Genomic DNA, 15,897 nt, shown 5'->3' on the forward strand with positions numbered 1-15,897 from the left:
AGTTTCGGGAGCGCAACCGCATGCCCACGCACCCCTTAAGACTTGGAACATCAGGGTTTTTGGCGCTATCGACCAAGCACGCCGGAAGTTGACGCCATTCATGTATTCGTCAACTTGCAACAAACCAGAATCGGAAAATTTGTGGGTTATCACGAAATCGCACGAAACCGAACACTCCTACGATGGCAACCGTAAGTTCGGGGGAAGGCTCAACGTACAGGCGGATACAGCCAATGGATCAGCACTCGATTCGGCATCAACCGCCTCGTTCCGCAGTCGATGGTACGCATGCCAAGCCGTCCGCAATATGGACGGCTAATGCGCATCAAGGCCACATAAGGCCACGGCACTCCCACTCCATCGCATACCGCCTGCCAGTAACGGCGATAGCACACAACATAGGGGTTATTCATCATGCAGACTTCACACACCACCTCATCCACTGCGGCCACCGCATCACTCGGTCGCCGCATCGTCGCCGCTTCGTGGAAGCCGGCGTTGTTCGCCGTACTGATGTGGCTGTCCGCAGCCGCAGGCGCAATCCCGATTCCGGGCACACCGGTACCGATCACCCTACAGACTTTCGTGGTGATGCTTGCTGGTCTGATGCTGCCGTGGCGTCAGGCGGGTTCCGCCGTCGCCGCTTACCTGGCAGCTGGTGCAGTCGGTCTCCCGGTGTTCGCGGGCGGCGCTTCCACCATGGCTCTGGTCGGCCCGAGCGCCGGCTTCCTCTTCGGATTCCTGCCTGGCGTGATTGTTATCGCGCTGCTGCGCGGTAAAGCCAACACCTCGTCCGCTTCCGCCGCCGCTCTCACCGCAGGCCGCTACCTGCTGACCGCTCTGGTTGGCGGCGTCGTGGTGGTGTACGCCCTTGGCTTCGTCATTCAGTCCGCGCTGACCGGCGTACCGATCGCCGCCGTGGCCTTGGCTTCCATGGGCTTCGTCGCCGGCGACGCCATCAAGGCAGTCGTCGCCTCCTTGGCCGCAGCCGGTCTGTCCAAGCTCGGTCGCTGACCTACAGCACTCCTACATCGGCGGTGCGGACCGTATGGTCCGTGCCGTCTTCTGTTCTTAAGATCAATGAGGCATCTTCATTAAGCCCGATTGCCTCACCAATCAGCGTGGTGCCATCGGTGAAGTGCGCCTCGACCTGACGGCCGCGCGCCCAACATACCGCCTTCATCTCTTCACGCAATGCCTCGGCCTGCCCGTGCGGATCCGCAATGAACGCTGCCAAGCGCTCTCGGAAGCCCTCAACCTCACGTTCGGCCACCGCGTCACGCATCTCGTTGAACGACGGCAACCCCGAAACGTGCAGCTGCAGCGAAGTCGACTGCGGCGTCGGCAAACGGCTCGCGCCCAACGCCAAATTCAGGCCGACCCCGAAGACGACGACAACATCATCATCAGCTTCCCCGTCCGGCAACAACACCAGTTCAGAGAGCAGTCCGCCGAGCTTGAGCCCGTGGCAGAACACGTCGTTTGGCCATTTGAGCTCCAAAAAACAATCCTGCTTATTCGGAGCGGCGCCATATTCCTTAATCATGCCGTTCAGCGCATCGAGCGTGACCAGGCCCGCAATCATCTGCAGCCAGCCGTTCACCGATTCGTCGGTGGCGATCGCGCGAGGAATGCGCACGGCATAGGACATCGTTGAGCAACGGCCAGGCTGACTGATCCAGGTATGACCATTACGCCCTCGTCCGGCGCTCTGCCAATCGGTGACGACTACACCGACGGCAAGCGTGCCGCCCTTGCACTCAGGCAGCGTCAACGACCCGTCACCTATCATGCGCGCAGCCAACGCGTTGGTCGAATCAGTCTCGCCCACGGCGACTACTTGATCTGCAACGGCTTTGGTTCTCGGTAGCTGCGGCGTTGCAGCTTGCAAAGCAATCATCATGGGAACTACGTTACCCCGATTTGCGCGACCAGATTCCCGATGTCTCGCGAAAAAGCGCACAAAACCGCCCATTTTCGGCCAATACCGCGGTGTGAACGCTCACACGTGAGCAAAGTCACACCATGCAGATGGCCCGCATACGATTGCAGTCATAGCGGCCTTACCTGCGTCTGCAATCCACCGGTGAGACGGCGACCATCACACATCTGCATCCGTTGACCTGTGCGGCTACCATAGACTGTCATGACGTCACCAGCCTCTTCACTGCCTGCTGCCGCAGCCCACCCGCGCCTTGCCCGTGTGGGCGCTGCTGCACGGTGGACGCTGGCCGTACTGGCTTGCCTGTGGCTGGCACTATGCACAGCGGTGGGACCGTTGTACTGGGATTTTGAAAACGGCACCATCGCCAATTGGAATTGGACCAATACCGCATTCTTTGTGCTGTCGTTTGCCATCTACCTTGGGCTCATCGTGATTATGGTGCGCTTTGCGGCGGGACAGCGCGTGCTGCCACGGGCGATCAGCGGGAGACTCAGCCGGGCCGGGCAGCAGCACAGCAATCAGGATCTCAAACCATCGCAGTCCCAGTCCGTCGTCGCCGACTCCAATGTCTCCAAGCGTCACGCCACCGCTGCGTCCCGCTTCGCCACCTTGGGCCGTTGGATCACCCGCGGCACGAATCGGTTCTGGAAGCTCGCACTCGTGTTCTTTATCGGTTGGCTGTGGGTGCCGACCACCCTGCTGTCCGCATTCGGCGCGGATATCCGCTCGCAAATCCGCGAATTCAGCTGGGCCTGGAACCAATGGACCGGCCTGCAACAGCCGTATATCGGCTTCTTCTCCTTCGTGCCAATGGACATCTACCCCACCGCGCACTATATGTGGCCGCCTGACTCCACTTATCTGACCGACCAGCATAACGTAGTGCTCACTGTGTTCTACGGTGCGGTGGCCGCATTCTCGCGATATCTGACCGGCTCGAACGATGCAGGCATCGTGGCGCTTGCCGCTGGACAGATGCTGCTCGCCGTATTCTGCTGCGCCGCAACCGCCAACCGATTCCTCAATCGACCGTGGATGGGCGTGGCTCAGTCAACCAAGGACAAGAACGGCTCCAGCACCAGCACCGGCAGCGTATCCTCGACTACCAGCGCGCGCATCGCACAGGATTCCGCACCCCAGCTTGCCGGGGGGCGTGCCCGATTCCTGATTCTTGTGTTCTTCCTGTGCTGCCCGCTGGCCGTGTTCGCCACGATCTCCATCACCAAATCGCCGCTGTTCGCCTTCTCGTTCGTCTGGTGGTTCGGCATCTGGTATGAGCTCACCCAGACATGGAAGCCCGCGGGAAAGCGCAAAGGTCTGACTGCTACCGCACCCATCCGCTTACCACGTCATAGTTTTGTTGCGTTCGTTCTTTCCACTGCAGTGATGCTGATTTCCGCGAAGTACGCCTGGTACATCATCGCCCTACAGATCGTGTTGGCGCTCATCGCCGACCGCCGTCGTTGGACAACCTACGTCGTGGCTCTGCTTATCCCCACCATGCTGATTCATGGCGGCATCTCTCTTGCAATCTCCTCCGGGGCGATTATCGGCGGCGACCCCATCGAAAGCCGCGGCGTGCAGTTGCAAATGATCGCCCGTGTGGCCAGCCGCAATCCAGAAGGCATCTCAGAGGAAGCCAAGAAGAATCTCTCTGACGTGTTCAATCTGGACCAAATGGCCGACGCCTATTCCCAGCAAGATGCTGACCCGGTGAAATCCTCAGGTATTCAAGCCAAGAAAGTCAGCTACAAGTGGCGCACGGTGACGCCCGAGGACATGACCAATTTCAATAAGGCATGGTTCGAAATCGTCAAGGACAATCCGGTTATCGCACTGGATGCATTGCTGGCCAAGTGTTTCGGCTACTTCAATGTGACCGACCAGCCATACGTGTCGATGGACTACTACGTGACCAGCGACTACGTGCAGAAGAACTCCACATGGATTAAGAGCTACAACCACAACTGGCGCGAGCGAATTACTGGATTCACCCGGAGCTGGGGCAAGATCCCGGTGATCGGCTGGATTACGCACGGCAATTTCTATGTGGTGATGACGCTGCTGATCGGTGCCGCCGAAGTGATTCGCCGCCGCTGGCTCACACTGATGACCCATATTCCACTACTGTTGCTTATGGGCGTGATGATTACCGCACCGGCCAACAACTTTGAACGGCACATGCTTCCGGTGGCGTTCGTGTTCGGTTTCGTGGTGCTCACCTATTGGCGTGAATCCTTGGCCGAACGTCGGATTGCTCGGCAGGCACAATCTTCAGCATCGACGACAACGACCCTGCCGCAATAGTTGCGTAAAACGATTGACAATGTGATGCCGGCAGAATCGTTGTCCAGTGCCGGTACCGCCAACGCTAGACTGGTATATATGTCAGATTTTCTCGAACTACTTGCCGCCGACGCCGCCAATTCGTCTGATTTCACAGACCGTTCCGGCATCTCTGCGACCGACCGTGCACGCACTGTGCTGTTCGAGTGCCTGTTCAATCATCTGGCCGACGACCGCGTGGCCTCGCTCTTCACCATCCTTGGCTTCGAGCATGATTTTACCTGCTACGCCATTGCCGGCTACCCCGCTCGCTCCGCCGCCCGCAGCCGTGTTGACATTGAAAAAATCGTGGCCGATTTTGGCGGAACATGTCTGACTGCCGAACGTCCGATAACCGGACTCACAGGCGCTGACAATGGTACGGGCCGTACCGCTGTTGTGGCCCTGATTCGTCCGGTCGGTGCGGCCACACCGGAAATCATCTGTAACACCATCGCCCCGGCTTTCGACGCCGACCGTCCTATCGCCTTGGGACCGCAACGTACCGGCGCCGAAGGCGCCATGCGATCCGTTCAGGCCACGCTGTACTGTCTGAAAGCCGCTCCGGCCTTGGCTGCCACCGCGCAGTCCCTCCCCCGCCCGCTGCGCACCGATGACGCGCTGCCAGAACGCGCGCTGATTGGCGACGAAGATGCTCGCGATGAGCTGATCCGTGTGGTGTACGGTAGCCTAACCGCTGCAGGACCGGATGACCCTACATTGCTGACTGTCTCGACGTTCCTGAAATACGGGGGATCACTGGAGACCTGTGCCAAGGAACTCAATGTGCACCCCAACACCATCCGGTACCGTCTCAAGCGTGCAGCGGAATCCACCGGTTGGGACGCCACCGACCCGCGTGAGGCGTACGTGCTTATTACGGCCATCGCTCTAGGGCGTATGGCCACAGCGCAGTAAATCGTTTTTTCGTGCTCCCCGCTGGCATGCGCTGAATCGTATCCCATACCAATTCAGCCTATGACGCGACAGCCTCATCAGACAAGGCAGACGAAGGCCACTGCGGCTATTGCAGGGCGTTGTCTCGTACAGTAGGACTGAGCCGCCCCCAGCCGGCTGTTGCCGACATGCAGCGTGAAATCACCCAACCCAACAACCAACCTGCATATAGCAAAAGGCGGCTCCCACCACAGTGGGAACCGCCTTGATTAGCTACTCGGAGCTAAGCCCGATCAGGCCAGGGTGTTCGGATCAACCGGAACGCCCGGGTTCATCGTGGAGGTGATCGTTGCCTTGGTCAGGTAACGGCCCTTCACGGTGGACGGCTTCAGACGCTTGACTTCGTCGGCCACGGCCTTGAAGTTCTCGTCCAGAGCGGACTCGTCGAAGCTCATCTTGCCGATGAGGAAGCTCAGGTTGCCGTTCTTGTCGACACGGAACTCGATCTTGCCGCCCTTGATGTCCTTGACAGCCTTGGTGACGTCCATGGTCACAGTGCCGGTCTTGGGGTTCGGCATCAGGCCACGCGGACCGAGCACACGACCCAGACGGCCGACCTTGCCCATCATGTCCGGAGTGGCAACCACGGCATCGAAGTCGAGGAAGCCGCCCTGAACCTTGGCGATCAGGTCGTCATCACCGACGATGTCGGCGCCGGCCTCGGTGGCCTCGGTGGCCTTCGGGCCACGAGCGAACACGAGGACCTTGGCGGTCTTACCAGTGCCGTGAGGCAGGTTGACGGTACCACGCACGAGCTGGTCAGCCTTGCGCGGGTCAACGCTCAGACGGAACACAGCCTCGACGGTCTGGTCGAAGTTGTAGGAGGGCATGCTCTTGAGCAGAGCAATGGCCTCGTTGGCGGTGTAGAGGTTGTTGCGATCGACGCGCTCAGCGGCTTCGCGGTACTTCTTGGAACGCTTTACCATCTGTCCTTCTCCTTATCAGTCCGTAACCGTGATGCCCATCGAGCGAGCAGTGCCCTCGATGATCTTCATGCCGGCTTCGATATCGCGAGCAGACAGATCTTCCATCTTGGTCTCAGCGATTTCGCGAACCTGCGCCTTGGTGACAGAACCGACCTTGTGGGTCAGCGGGTTCTCGGTACCCTTCTCAATGCCAGCAGCCTTCTTCAGCAGAGCTGCAGCCGGCGGGGTCTTGAGAACGAAGGTGAAGGAACGATCCTCGTAAACGGTGATCTCGACAGGGATGACCTGGCCCATCTTGTCCTGCGTCTGGGCATTGTATGCCTTGCAGAAATCCATGATGTTCACGCCGTGGGAACCCAGAGCCGGGCCCAGCGGCGGGGCCGGGTTGGCCTTGCCAGCCTGAATCTGGAGCTTGATCAGCGCCGAGACTTTCTTCTTGGGAGCCATAATATGGTTCTTCTTTCTATAACGCGGTTCAAATGGTCGCCGTCCGTGTCCATCCATTCAGCCCAATCGGTCTTGACTCATTAGGTATCCGATTGTGCTCAATATTTGGCCGCGGTCGGTCTCCTCCCGCAACTTATATTGCTGTGCTGTGCTAGCGGGTCTTCCCTCCAGACACAAGCTTTCCCATTATGTCGTCTCACCCGGACAACAACTGGCCATAAGTCCGCCCCGGTTCTCGCCATCGGCAGCATCATCCACAGTTGTTCTCATCATCGGACTGCGTCATCCACAATCGCCACCCACCTAACGACATCAATGCACCGCCCCAGCGTCAGAAATTTAGGAAAAGAGCGGCTTCGTCCTAAAATTCTGTCACTGAGTCAAAGCCAATGACAGATATTTAGGAAACCAACCCCAATCTCCTAAAATCCTGTCACTAAGACTCACTTAGCGACAGTAATTTAGGACGACTGGGATAATCTCCTAAAATCCTGTCGCTAAGCATCCACCGCACCATATTCAGCCGATGATTTGCCCTGGCATATCCACAGGAAGCTGGAACCACATAGGTCGTTCTGGCTTGCATATCCCAGAGCACCCGGTTTAGTTTCAAACAATGAAGACGCACAAGGAAGTAGCCGCATTATTGCAAACCGCACAACGAGAACAACGCTGCGCCATTGGCGATGGAGGCAAACTCTACACCGCCTTGAGACGGCGGACAAAGATCGGAGAAGTTGTCTCTCCTTATCCCAATCTGTTTGCAGCCACGTCATATTGGAAATCATTAAACGTTGAGCAACAGTCAATGCATCTCATCCGCGCATTAGCCAAAGTCCACCCGACATGGACGTTCGCGGGATTGAGCGCCGCCTGTGTCTACCAGTATGAACACTCATACTCTCTGCATAACGGAACGGTGGATATCGTCTCGCCAAAAGGTGCAAATTGCGGTGGGGCAAGCGGACTGAATCGCATATACATGGCAAGATGTTCACAATATCGATGTCAGGGCATACTCGTTACCTCACCGGCCCGAACACTGATCGACTGTGCTTCGCTTCCTTTCGATAAAGCTCTAGCTATCTACGATTCTGCACTGCGACTTCAACATGTAACTAAGCTCGACGTCGAAACCCTAATCGTTCAAACTGACTGCAACGAAACGAACGTAAAAAGGCTGCTACGTTACGCTAATCCCTTACGAGAGAACGGCGGCGAGTCATGGGCCTATGCACGTATCAGGCAGCTTGGCTTCGCCGAGCCTTTATTCCAGACTGAGTTTGATAATCCCGCCAATCCCGAAATGCCGTATCGTGTTGACTTTTGCTGGAAGCTCCACGACGGACGCATCATCGTGGTTGAATATGACGGCATTGCCAAATACAGGGACACCAGTAATCCAAACCGCGCTAATCTCATGGCAAAATTTGAGTATGAACGGCAGCGAGACACCAATCTCAAAACGCAAGGAGTCACCAGCATCAAGCACCTGTTCTATGAAGACGTCTCCGATCTTAAACGACTGAATGCGCTACTCACCGCCATCGGCATACCCAAAATTCGGTAATAAACGACAAACTCATACGGTGACTACGGCACCGTCCATACATTTGTCTGGAACAACATCACACCGGCGATGCTCCACAATGCTGCGTCCTCGTAGTGACAGAAATTTAGGAAAAGAACCGCTTCGTCCTAAAATCCTGTCACTGAGTCAAAGCCAATGACAGATATTTAGGAAATCAACCCCAATCTCCTAAAATCCTGTCGCTAACGAACAGGGGATGCCCTAGGAACTACAAAGTTACCGGTTACGACTGCAATTACGGTTTGCGACTACGGTCACGATGCGACGAGATGCCCGATGACTAACAACAACAAAAAGCCCGACCGTGATGGCCGGGCTTTTGCTATTAAACCTATTAGTCGAGCTTCTGCACCTGGTGGAAGCCGAGCTCCACAGGCGTATCGCGACCGAAGATGGACACGAGCACGGTGAGCTTCTGGGTGGTGGGTTCCACGTCGGAAACGACAGCGGCCATAGTGGCGAAAGGACCATCGGTAACGGTGACCTGGTCACCCACGGCATAGGAGACCTCGACCTTGCGCTTCTTGGCGGCAGCGGGCTTGTCGCCGGCGGCCTTGAGCGCTTCGGAGGCAATCATCGGGGCCATCATGGCCACGACTTCCTGACGGGAGAGCGGAGCCGGATCCTTGGACGGACCAACGAAGCCGGTCACGCCTTCGGTCTCACGCACGACACGGCGAGCGTTCTCGTCCGGCCACATACGAATCAGCACGTAGCCAGGAACACGCACGCGGGTGATGACCTTCTTGCCCTTTTCGGTGTGCTTCTCGACCTCTTCCATCGGCACCTCGACCTGGAAGATCTGATCTTCCATGCCGAAAGAAGCCACACGGGACTCGATGTTGGTCTTCACCCGCTTCTCGTAGCCGGAGTAGGTGTGCAGCACGTACCACTTACCGTCAAGGGTGCGCAACGACTTGGAGAACTCATCAACGGCCTTCTGGCCGGCATCGGTTTCCTCAGCCTGCTCGGACTCGTTGACTTCGGATTCTTCTTCCGCAGACTCAGCCACGGTTTCAGGGGAAGCCACAGGAGCCTCGGCAACAGGTTCGGCAGACTCAACGGCCTCGGCCGGAGCATCAGCTACAGGAGCCTCATCGGCCGCCGCATCCACGTTCTCCAGAGCAGCGTCGAGGTTCTCGAGATTCAGTTCATCACTCATGCGTTGTCATTCACCTTCAGGTTATGCGTAAATCAGCCGAAAATACCCAACGTGGCCTTGCCCAGACCGAAGTCCATGCCGGTAACGAGGGCCATCAGCAGCAACACGAAGATGAACACAGCCAAAGACCAGAAGAACAGTTCCTTGGCAGTAGGGGTAACGACCTTGCGAAGCTCATCAATGATCTGCTTGATAAACAGACCAATACGCATGAAGACATTCGGCTTGACTGCCTTTTCGTTTGCGCTCGTCTTAGCCATTCCGTACCTCGCATCAGCTGCTTGATTATTGAAGAAACTTGGCAGGGAAGGCGGGACTCGAACCCACAACCTACGGTTTTGGAGACCGTTGCGCTACCAATTGCGCCACTTCCCTAGGTGAAGTTCACCTCGGCTGACGTTCCGTAGAGAACGCTTCGCCATGGCGGAAACCGCCAAATCGCTATAGTAACGGCTGGGGTGGATTAAGGCAAATCGCGTGTCGGATAAACTGCAAAATCGCCTCCAAAGACGACCAAGGGGAGCCGGGCTCAACGCGCCCAAAACTCCCCTCAGGATGCGCTCCCCTCTTCGGAGGGGAAAGGAACGGTTTACTTCGCCCAGTCCTTGAAACGCTTCATGCCCTCGGCCAGATCGTCGTCGGCGAGAGCATAAGAGAAGCGCAGGTAACCGGGAGCGCCGAAGGCTTCACCGGGAACAGCGGCCACGTGAGCTTCGTCCAACAGAGCAGCGGCAAAATCGGCAGAAGTGGCGCACACCGTGCCGTTGGAACCCAGCGGCTTGCCCAGCAACGCGGTGATATCCGCAAATGCATAGAACGCACCGGTCGGAGTCGGGCAATACACGCCCTCGATGTCGTTCAGAGCCGCAACAATCGCACGGCGACGCACATCAAAAGCCTTACGCATCTCGTATACCTCATCCAGAGGGCCGGATACGGCGGCCAATGCGGCACGCTGAGAGATATTGGCCACATTCGAAGTCATATGACCCTGCAGCTTGGTGGCAGCCTTGGCCACCTCAGCCGGGGCGACCATCCAGCCGACACGCCAGCCAGGCATCGCGTAGGTCTTGGCCACACCGTTAAGCACCAGTAGCTGGTCGCGGCATTCCGGCACGGCAGCACCGATATATGTGGTGCGCGCGTCGTCATAGTTCAGGTGCTCATAAATCTCATCGGAGATAATCCAGATGTGGTGCTCAACAGCCCAACGTCCGATGGCTTCCACAGTTTCCGGCTTCCATACGGCACCGGTCGGGTTGTTCGGCGAGTTGACGATGATGGCCTTGGTCCGCTCGGTGCGGGCGGCCTCAAGTGCCTCCAGCGACGGCTCAAAGTTCACGTCGGCACCGGCAAATACCTCTACCGGCACGCCATCCGCCAGCTTCACGGCCTCAGGGTAGCTGGTCCAGTACGGGGTGGGGATGATGACCTCGTCACCATCGTTGAGCAGAATCTGGAAAGCCTCATATACGGCCTGCTTGCCGCCGTTGGTCACCACTACCTGGTCAGCGCTTACCTCGTAGCCAGAGTCACGCAACACCTTGGCCGCGATGGCCTCGCGCAGCTCGGGCAAACCCGGAGTGGGCGTGTACTTGTAGTTCTTCGGATCAAGGCACGCATCGGCAGCGGCCTTGACCACGTTCGCGGGAGTCGGGAAGTTCGGCTCACCGGCACCAAAACCGATAACGTCAAGACCGGTGGCCTTCATTGCCTTGGCCTTGGAATCCACGGCGAGCGTAGCGCTCGGTGCCACAGTGTTGATACGGTCGGAAAGAATCTGCCATTGCGCCATAGTCATGGCTCTTACGATAACCCCAACGCACGATGTTTGGAAGTGTGTTGTAGGTCTCAACAAAACTGGACATCCGCATAGGGTCTGTGGTGCAATGGAGCTGCGCGCAGCAGGTTGGGAAAGCGTGCCGGAGGAGAGATTATGGCAAAGCATCACGAAAGCCATGGCAGTCGTGGGACTCGCCGCAGCACAGTCGAGCCACGTGTGGCGTACAGCCGCCATGCCGAAACGCATAGCGCTCATGGCAGCCAGTTGCACTACGGGCAACACGCCAGCCACCGTTCCGCTGCCGCAATCGCAGCACAGCGCACGCGGCGTATCGCCGTATTGGTGGTAGCAGCCGTGGTGGCAGTGGCCTTGGTAATCACCGTCGGTGTCGTTGCGCATGGGTGGTTCGTCCGGCAGTCTGCGCCATCCATGCAACAGCAGCTTCCGACCACCGCGCATAAATCACTTACCCGTAAAACCGTGCCGCAGTTGGATCCCGGCAACATCGTCATCGGTGTCAACGGCAGCGAAACCACCTATGTGCTCAAGGGTGAGCAGTATGTGGAAGGCGGCGCACATGCCATCGAGCCGGAAGACGGCGTACTGACCGGCAACATTGTCACTACCGGCACCGTAGACACGAACACTCCCGGCGATTACACGGTGCAATACACGGTTCATGATTCAACCGGCCATGAGGCATCCGCCACGCGCACGGTCAAAGTAGTGGACACGATGGATAAGCAGACCGGCGGTATTCCCGTGCTGATGTACCACTATGTCTACGATCCGGCGAATCCGCCTGCAGACGTTGACGCGAACTGGATTCCGACCACGTCACTCGAGCCGCAGCTGCAATACCTGACGCAGAACAATTTCTATTACCCGTCCTGGCCCGAGGTCCGCGCATTCATCGATGGCAAGCACAGCCTGCCCAAGAACAGCATCGTGATGACTTTCGATGACGGCGAGCCGCACTTCTTCCAGTACGGCTCCCCTCTGCTGGCCAAGTACAAGGTGCCGGCCACGTCGTTCATCATAGGGGCCGATGGCGAGGCACTGAACAAGATGAAGACCTACGCCACGCCATATCTTGAGTATGAATCGCATTCGTTCGACATGCACCGCGCCGGCGGCACGGTCGGCCACGGCGGACGCATCAGCGCAATGAGCCATCAGGAGATTGTGGATGATCTCAAGCAGTCGGAACAGGTAACCGGCTCCTTGCAGGCATTTGCCTATCCGTTCGGCGATACCACGCCAGACGCGATTGAGGCGGTCAGGGAGACCGGCACATTGGCCGCGTTTACCACTCAGTATGGCTGGGCCGATGTTGGTGCCGATCCCATGAACTTGCCACGCGTGCGCATTCAGGGCACTGGCTCGCTGGATACGTTTATCGCGGCGATTCAGTGAATACAGCGAGTGGATGAGGGCAGGCTCTGACCTCTCACAGTTCTCTCACTACGCCTATCAGCTCCCTCATCAGAGGGGAGCTTCAACGCAATGACTCACACCAGTACAAGATTGTCGCGGTGCACAAGCGGATGCGCGTACTGATCGCCCAGGAATCGCTTGAGCTGAGCCGTATTGCGACCGAGCGTCTGCGGAATCTCCTCGGAGTCGAAGCCGGCCAGACCACGGGCCAGATGCGTGCCGGATTCGTCATCGATCCATACAGGATCGCCGGCGGAAAAATCGCCATGCACATCGAGAGCGCCGGCGGCCAGCAACGATGCCCGACCACCACGAATGGCCTTGGCTGCACCCGCATCAACCACAATCGTGCCGCGCGGTTCAGCCGCAAAACCAATCCATAGGCGGCGCGAAGATCCACGGGCCTTGACCGGGGCAAACACCGTGCCCACCGGATCGCCCATCATTGCGGGGCCTGCATTCGAAGCGCACGTCAGCACGGTAGGAATACCGGAAACGGCCGCCACACGAGCAGCCTCAAGTTTCGTGACCATGCCACCGGTACCGACTTTGGAGCCCGAGCCGGACACCTGGATATCGCCCAGCGCGTCGATTACGTTGGGCACATATTCCACGCGGCGCGATCCGGGCTGAGCAGGCGGTGCGGTGTACAGCGCATCCACGTCGGTGAGCAATACCAACGCTTCGGCACGCACCAGATTGGCCACCAAAGCAGACAGCCGGTCGTTATCGCCGAAACGAATCTCGTTGGAGGCCAGCGAGTCGTTCTCATTGATAATCGGCACCACGCCCAGATCGAGCAGCCGATCCAACGTACGTTCCACGTTGCGGTACTGGGTGGCTCGAATCGTGTCTTCCGCGGTGATCAGAATCTGTCCCACCCGAATACCGAACCGGCCGAAGGCAGCTTCATAGCGGGCCATCAGCAGGCCTTGTCCCACGGCGGCGGTGGCCTGCTGGGTAGCCACATCAGCCGGTCGCTCATCAAAGCCCAACGGGCCAAAACCCGCGGCGATAGCACCGGAAGAGACCAGCACCACACGGGCACCCATCAGCCGTACCTGCGCCAATGCGGCGGTAAGAGCGTCGAGCTTGTCAGGGTCGAGGTGCCCGCTCGGCTGGGTCAGGGAGCTAGATCCGACCTTGACGACGATAGTGCCGGCAGCGGCGATCATGCGCCGTACCTCGGCCTGACTTGGTGTGCTCATTTGCTTTCCAATTCCGCCTCCGACGGTGGAGCTGTCAATCTGCAGCCGACCAGGACTACCCCGTCTCGCTGTGCTCGGCAGCTCCCGCCGGCGGGAGCAACTTCATTATTCTTCCGATGCGCTATCGTCGGCGGATTCGCCGTGACCAAACAGGCTGGTCTCATCGTGGCGATCATCATCGACGGTCGGGTCGGCCCAGTGGCCGGCCTTACGTTCAGCCATCATCGCATCGCGCACAGCCGCACGGGCATCCATCATCTCGTGGTACTGGGCACGACGTTCGGCATTGGAGCGGCGGTGAGCGCGCGGATCCTGCTCTTCAAGACGCAAATCCTTGCCGCGTGCACCAAGGTTGGAGCCGTCGAGCATTTCGGCACCGGCGGAGATGGTCGGATCCCAGTCGAATTCCACCATGCGATCGCCTCGTCCGATGCGGATCTCATCGCCTGGACGGGCACCTTTGCGGCGCAGTTCGTCTTCCACGCCGAGCTTGGCCAGTCGATCGGCCAGATAGCCCACGGCCTCGTCGTTGTCGAAGTTGGTCTGCATGACCCAACGCTCCGGCTTGGCACCACGAACCTCGTAGAACACCTCGCCGTTGCCGAGCTCACGGCGTTCCACGGTGAAGTCGAGTGCGTTGCCGCCCTCGTCAGCGCGGCGAGGACGACGACCGGTCCTTTCAAGAGGCTTGATGACCACGCGGGCTTCTTCTTCGGCCTCCTCGCGGCTGGCCACTTCCTCGCGCATCTCATGCACCAGTTCAGCCAAGGCGAAGTTCAGCTCCTTCAATCCCTCATGGGACGCGGTGGAAATCTCGAACACCTTCAGTCCGAGCTTCTCGAACTCCGGACGCACGAATTCGGCAAGTTCCTTGGCCTCGGGCACATCGATCTTGTTCAGGATGACGATACGCGGACGCTCGGGAATCGGAATCGCACCCAGCGGCAACTCCAGCTTGTCGGCGTAGAGCGCAAGCTCGTTTTCCAGCGCCTGATAGTCGGACATCGGGTCGCGATCAGGCTCCAGCGTGGCGCAATCAATCACATGGGCGATGATCTCCGTGCGCTCGATATGGCGCAGGAATTCCAGACCCAGCCCCTTGCCTTCTGACGCACCCGGAATCAGGCCGGGCACGTCGGCGATGGTGTACCGGGAATCGCCGGCGATAACAACGCCGAGGTTCGGCACCAGCGTGGTGAACGGGTAGTCGGCGATCTTCGGCTTGGCGGCACTCATCGCCGCAATCAGGGACGATTTGCCGGCGGATGGGAAGCCCACCAACGCCACATCGGCGATGGACTTGAGCTCCAGAATCACATCGCGCTCTTCACCCAGTTCGCCAAGCAGGGCGAATCCAGGAGCACGACGGGTCTTGTTGGCCAGTGCGATGTTGCCCAAACCACCGGCACCACCTTGCGCAACGACAACGCGGTCGCCCTCATGGCGCAAATCGGCAAGCTGCTCGCCAGGATGTTTGGTCTTGCCCTGCTCGCCGCGCGCTTCAAACACCACAGTGCCGCACGGCACGGGGAGGATCAGATCCTCGCCTTTGGAGCCATCCTTGTTGTCACCCAGACCCATCGTGCCGTTACCGGCAGTGCGATGTGGCATGAACCGATAGTCAAGCAGGCTGGTGGCGTTGCGGTCGGCCACGAATACCACGGATCCGCCGTCGCCACCATTGCCGCCGTTCGGCCCGGCCAACGGCTTGTACTTCTCGCGACGAATACCGGCCGAACCGTTGCCGCCGTCGCCACCACGGACATGGACGGTTACTCGATCCACAAAATCACTCATATTGATTACCTTACAAAAAAGCCGCGTCCTTACGGGCGCGGCTTGAAAAGCTTAACGCTATATCGCTCAGGCAGCGATGACGTCGACGACCTTGCGGTCACGGCGCACACCGAACTTCACAGAGCCATCGGCGAGGGCGAACAGCGTGTGATCCTTGCCCATGCCGACGTTCTGGCCCGCGTGGAAGTTGGTGCCACGCTGGCGGACGATGATGTTGCCGGCCACGACGGCTTCGCCGCCGAACTTCTTCACGCCGAGGTACTGAGGCGACGAATCGCGACCGTTACGAGAGCTGGACGCACCCTTCTTATGTGCCATG

General features: G+C 58.6%; 14 protein-coding genes and 1 tRNA gene. 5 read left to right on the forward strand and 10 right to left on the reverse strand.

Translation table 11 applies throughout. The features are described 5' to 3' along the window. Positions 1–414: 414 nt before the first annotated feature. Entirely contained in the window at positions 415–1,014 is a 600-nt protein-coding gene (locus BBBR_RS08800) for a biotin transporter BioY (protein WP_003829790.1), read from the forward strand. A 1-nt stretch (position 1,015) separates the two neighbouring features. On the opposite strand, the gene BBBR_RS08805 is transcribed toward BBBR_RS08800, so the two are convergent. After that, positions 1,016–1,903, reverse strand: a complete 888-nt coding sequence (locus tag BBBR_RS08805) for a biotin--[acetyl-CoA-carboxylase] ligase (RefSeq protein WP_003829789.1) — start codon at positions 1,901–1,903, stop codon at positions 1,016–1,018. A 243-nt stretch (positions 1,904–2,146) separates the two neighbouring features. On the opposite strand from BBBR_RS08805, the gene BBBR_RS08810 reads away from it, so the two are divergent. Then, positions 2,147–4,252 carry a DUF6020 family protein gene (locus BBBR_RS08810; RefSeq protein ID WP_032738293.1) on the forward strand — a complete coding sequence of 702 codons (2,106 nt, stop codon included), beginning with the start codon at positions 2,147–2,149 and terminating at the stop codon, positions 4,250–4,252. Between the two features lie 78 nt (positions 4,253–4,330). Further along, positions 4,331–5,188 carry a PucR family transcriptional regulator gene (locus tag BBBR_RS08815; RefSeq protein ID WP_021649514.1) on the forward strand — a complete coding sequence of 286 codons (858 nt, stop codon included), beginning with the start codon at positions 4,331–4,333 and terminating at the stop codon, positions 5,186–5,188. Between the two features lie 272 nt (positions 5,189–5,460). Here BBBR_RS08815 and rplA read toward each other — a convergent pair whose 3' ends face one another. After that, complete coding sequence (gene rplA, locus BBBR_RS08820; RefSeq protein ID WP_003829786.1) at positions 5,461–6,153, reverse strand: 50S ribosomal protein L1; 693 nt, start codon at positions 6,151–6,153, stop codon at positions 5,461–5,463. Positions 6,154–6,168: 15 nt separating this feature from the next. Then, positions 6,169–6,600, reverse strand: coding sequence for a 50S ribosomal protein L11 (gene rplK / locus BBBR_RS08825; RefSeq protein ID WP_003829785.1), 432 nt, complete (start codon positions 6,598–6,600; stop codon positions 6,169–6,171). Positions 6,601–7,216: 616 nt separating this feature from the next. Here rplK and BBBR_RS08830 point away from each other — a divergent pair. Beyond that, a complete protein-coding gene (locus BBBR_RS08830) occupies positions 7,217–8,170 on the forward strand; it encodes a hypothetical protein (protein ID WP_003829783.1) in 954 nt (317 codons plus the stop codon). 355 nt (positions 8,171–8,525) lie between these two features. Here BBBR_RS08830 and nusG read toward each other — a convergent pair whose 3' ends face one another. From nusG to BBBR_RS08850, 4 genes are all read right to left on the reverse strand, one after another. Then, entirely contained in the window at positions 8,526–9,353 is an 828-nt protein-coding gene (gene nusG, locus BBBR_RS08835) for a transcription termination/antitermination protein NusG (RefSeq protein WP_003829782.1), read from the reverse strand. 32 nt (positions 9,354–9,385) lie between these two features. After that, positions 9,386–9,613 carry a preprotein translocase subunit SecE gene (gene secE / locus BBBR_RS08840; protein WP_003829781.1) on the reverse strand — a complete coding sequence of 76 codons (228 nt, stop codon included), beginning with the start codon at positions 9,611–9,613 and terminating at the stop codon, positions 9,386–9,388. Positions 9,614–9,652: 39 nt separating this feature from the next. Then, positions 9,653–9,728 (reverse strand) — tRNA-Trp (locus BBBR_RS08845). 214 nt (positions 9,729–9,942) lie between these two features. Continuing rightward, complete coding sequence (locus tag BBBR_RS08850) at positions 9,943–11,148, reverse strand: pyridoxal phosphate-dependent aminotransferase (RefSeq protein ID WP_032738292.1); 1,206 nt, start codon at positions 11,146–11,148, stop codon at positions 9,943–9,945. A gap of 141 nt (positions 11,149–11,289) precedes the next feature. Here BBBR_RS08850 and BBBR_RS08855 point away from each other — a divergent pair, with 141 nt between their 5' ends. Then, positions 11,290–12,552 (forward strand): polysaccharide deacetylase family protein, encoded by a 1,263-nt coding sequence (locus tag BBBR_RS08855; protein WP_032738291.1) that lies wholly within the window; start codon positions 11,290–11,292, stop codon positions 12,550–12,552. A gap of 95 nt (positions 12,553–12,647) precedes the next feature. Here the strand turns inward: BBBR_RS08855 and proB are convergent, their stop codons facing one another. From proB to rpmA, 3 genes are all read right to left on the reverse strand, one after another. Then, a complete protein-coding gene (gene proB / locus BBBR_RS08860) occupies positions 12,648–13,781 on the reverse strand; it encodes a glutamate 5-kinase (RefSeq protein ID WP_015439254.1) in 1,134 nt (377 codons plus the stop codon). A 105-nt stretch (positions 13,782–13,886) separates the two neighbouring features. Further along, positions 13,887–15,578 (reverse strand): GTPase ObgE, encoded by a 1,692-nt coding sequence (gene obgE, locus BBBR_RS08865; protein WP_003829777.1) that lies wholly within the window; start codon positions 15,576–15,578, stop codon positions 13,887–13,889. 66 nt (positions 15,579–15,644) lie between these two features. Next, positions 15,645–15,896 carry a 50S ribosomal protein L27 gene (rpmA, locus tag BBBR_RS08870; protein WP_003829776.1) on the reverse strand — a complete coding sequence of 84 codons (252 nt, stop codon included), beginning with the start codon at positions 15,894–15,896 and terminating at the stop codon, positions 15,645–15,647. Position 15,897 lies beyond the last annotated feature (1 nt).

It is taken from the genome of Bifidobacterium breve DSM 20213 = JCM 1192, assembly GCF_001025175.1.
Taxonomy (GTDB): Bacteria; Actinomycetota; Actinomycetes; order Actinomycetales; family Bifidobacteriaceae; genus Bifidobacterium; species Bifidobacterium breve.

Excerpts from the sequence above, each read along its gene's own strand:
- rpmA (WP_003829776.1), bottom strand. The coding sequence starts at position 15,896 with ATGGCACATAAGAAGGGTGCGTCCAGCTCTCGTAACGGTCGCGATTCG.
- secE (WP_003829781.1), bottom strand. The coding sequence starts at position 9,613 with ATGGCTAAGACGAGCGCAAACGAAAAGGCAGTCAAGCCGAATGTCTTC.
- rplK (WP_003829785.1), bottom strand. The coding sequence starts at position 6,600 with ATGGCTCCCAAGAAGAAAGTCTCGGCGCTGATCAAGCTCCAGATTCAG.
- BBBR_RS08830 (WP_003829783.1), top strand. The coding sequence starts at position 7,217 with ATGAAGACGCACAAGGAAGTAGCCGCATTATTGCAAACCGCACAACGA.
- BBBR_RS08815 (WP_021649514.1), top strand. The coding sequence starts at position 4,331 with ATGTCAGATTTTCTCGAACTACTTGCCGCCGACGCCGCCAATTCGTCT.
- BBBR_RS08805 (WP_003829789.1), bottom strand. The coding sequence starts at position 1,903 with ATGATGATTGCTTTGCAAGCTGCAACGCCGCAGCTACCGAGAACCAAA.
- rplA (WP_003829786.1), bottom strand. The coding sequence starts at position 6,153 with ATGGTAAAGCGTTCCAAGAAGTACCGCGAAGCCGCTGAGCGCGTCGAT.
- BBBR_RS08855 (WP_032738291.1), top strand. The coding sequence starts at position 11,290 with ATGGCAAAGCATCACGAAAGCCATGGCAGTCGTGGGACTCGCCGCAGC.
- BBBR_RS08810 (WP_032738293.1), top strand. The coding sequence starts at position 2,147 with ATGACGTCACCAGCCTCTTCACTGCCTGCTGCCGCAGCCCACCCGCGC.
- BBBR_RS08800 (WP_003829790.1), top strand. The coding sequence starts at position 415 with ATGCAGACTTCACACACCACCTCATCCACTGCGGCCACCGCATCACTC.
- proB (WP_015439254.1), bottom strand. The coding sequence starts at position 13,781 with ATGAGCACACCAAGTCAGGCCGAGGTACGGCGCATGATCGCCGCTGCC.
- nusG (WP_003829782.1), bottom strand. The coding sequence starts at position 9,353 with ATGAGTGATGAACTGAATCTCGAGAACCTCGACGCTGCTCTGGAGAAC.
- BBBR_RS08850 (WP_032738292.1), bottom strand. The coding sequence starts at position 11,148 with ATGGCGCAATGGCAGATTCTTTCCGACCGTATCAACACTGTGGCACCG.
- obgE (WP_003829777.1), bottom strand. The coding sequence starts at position 15,578 with ATGAGTGATTTTGTGGATCGAGTAACCGTCCATGTCCGTGGTGGCGAC.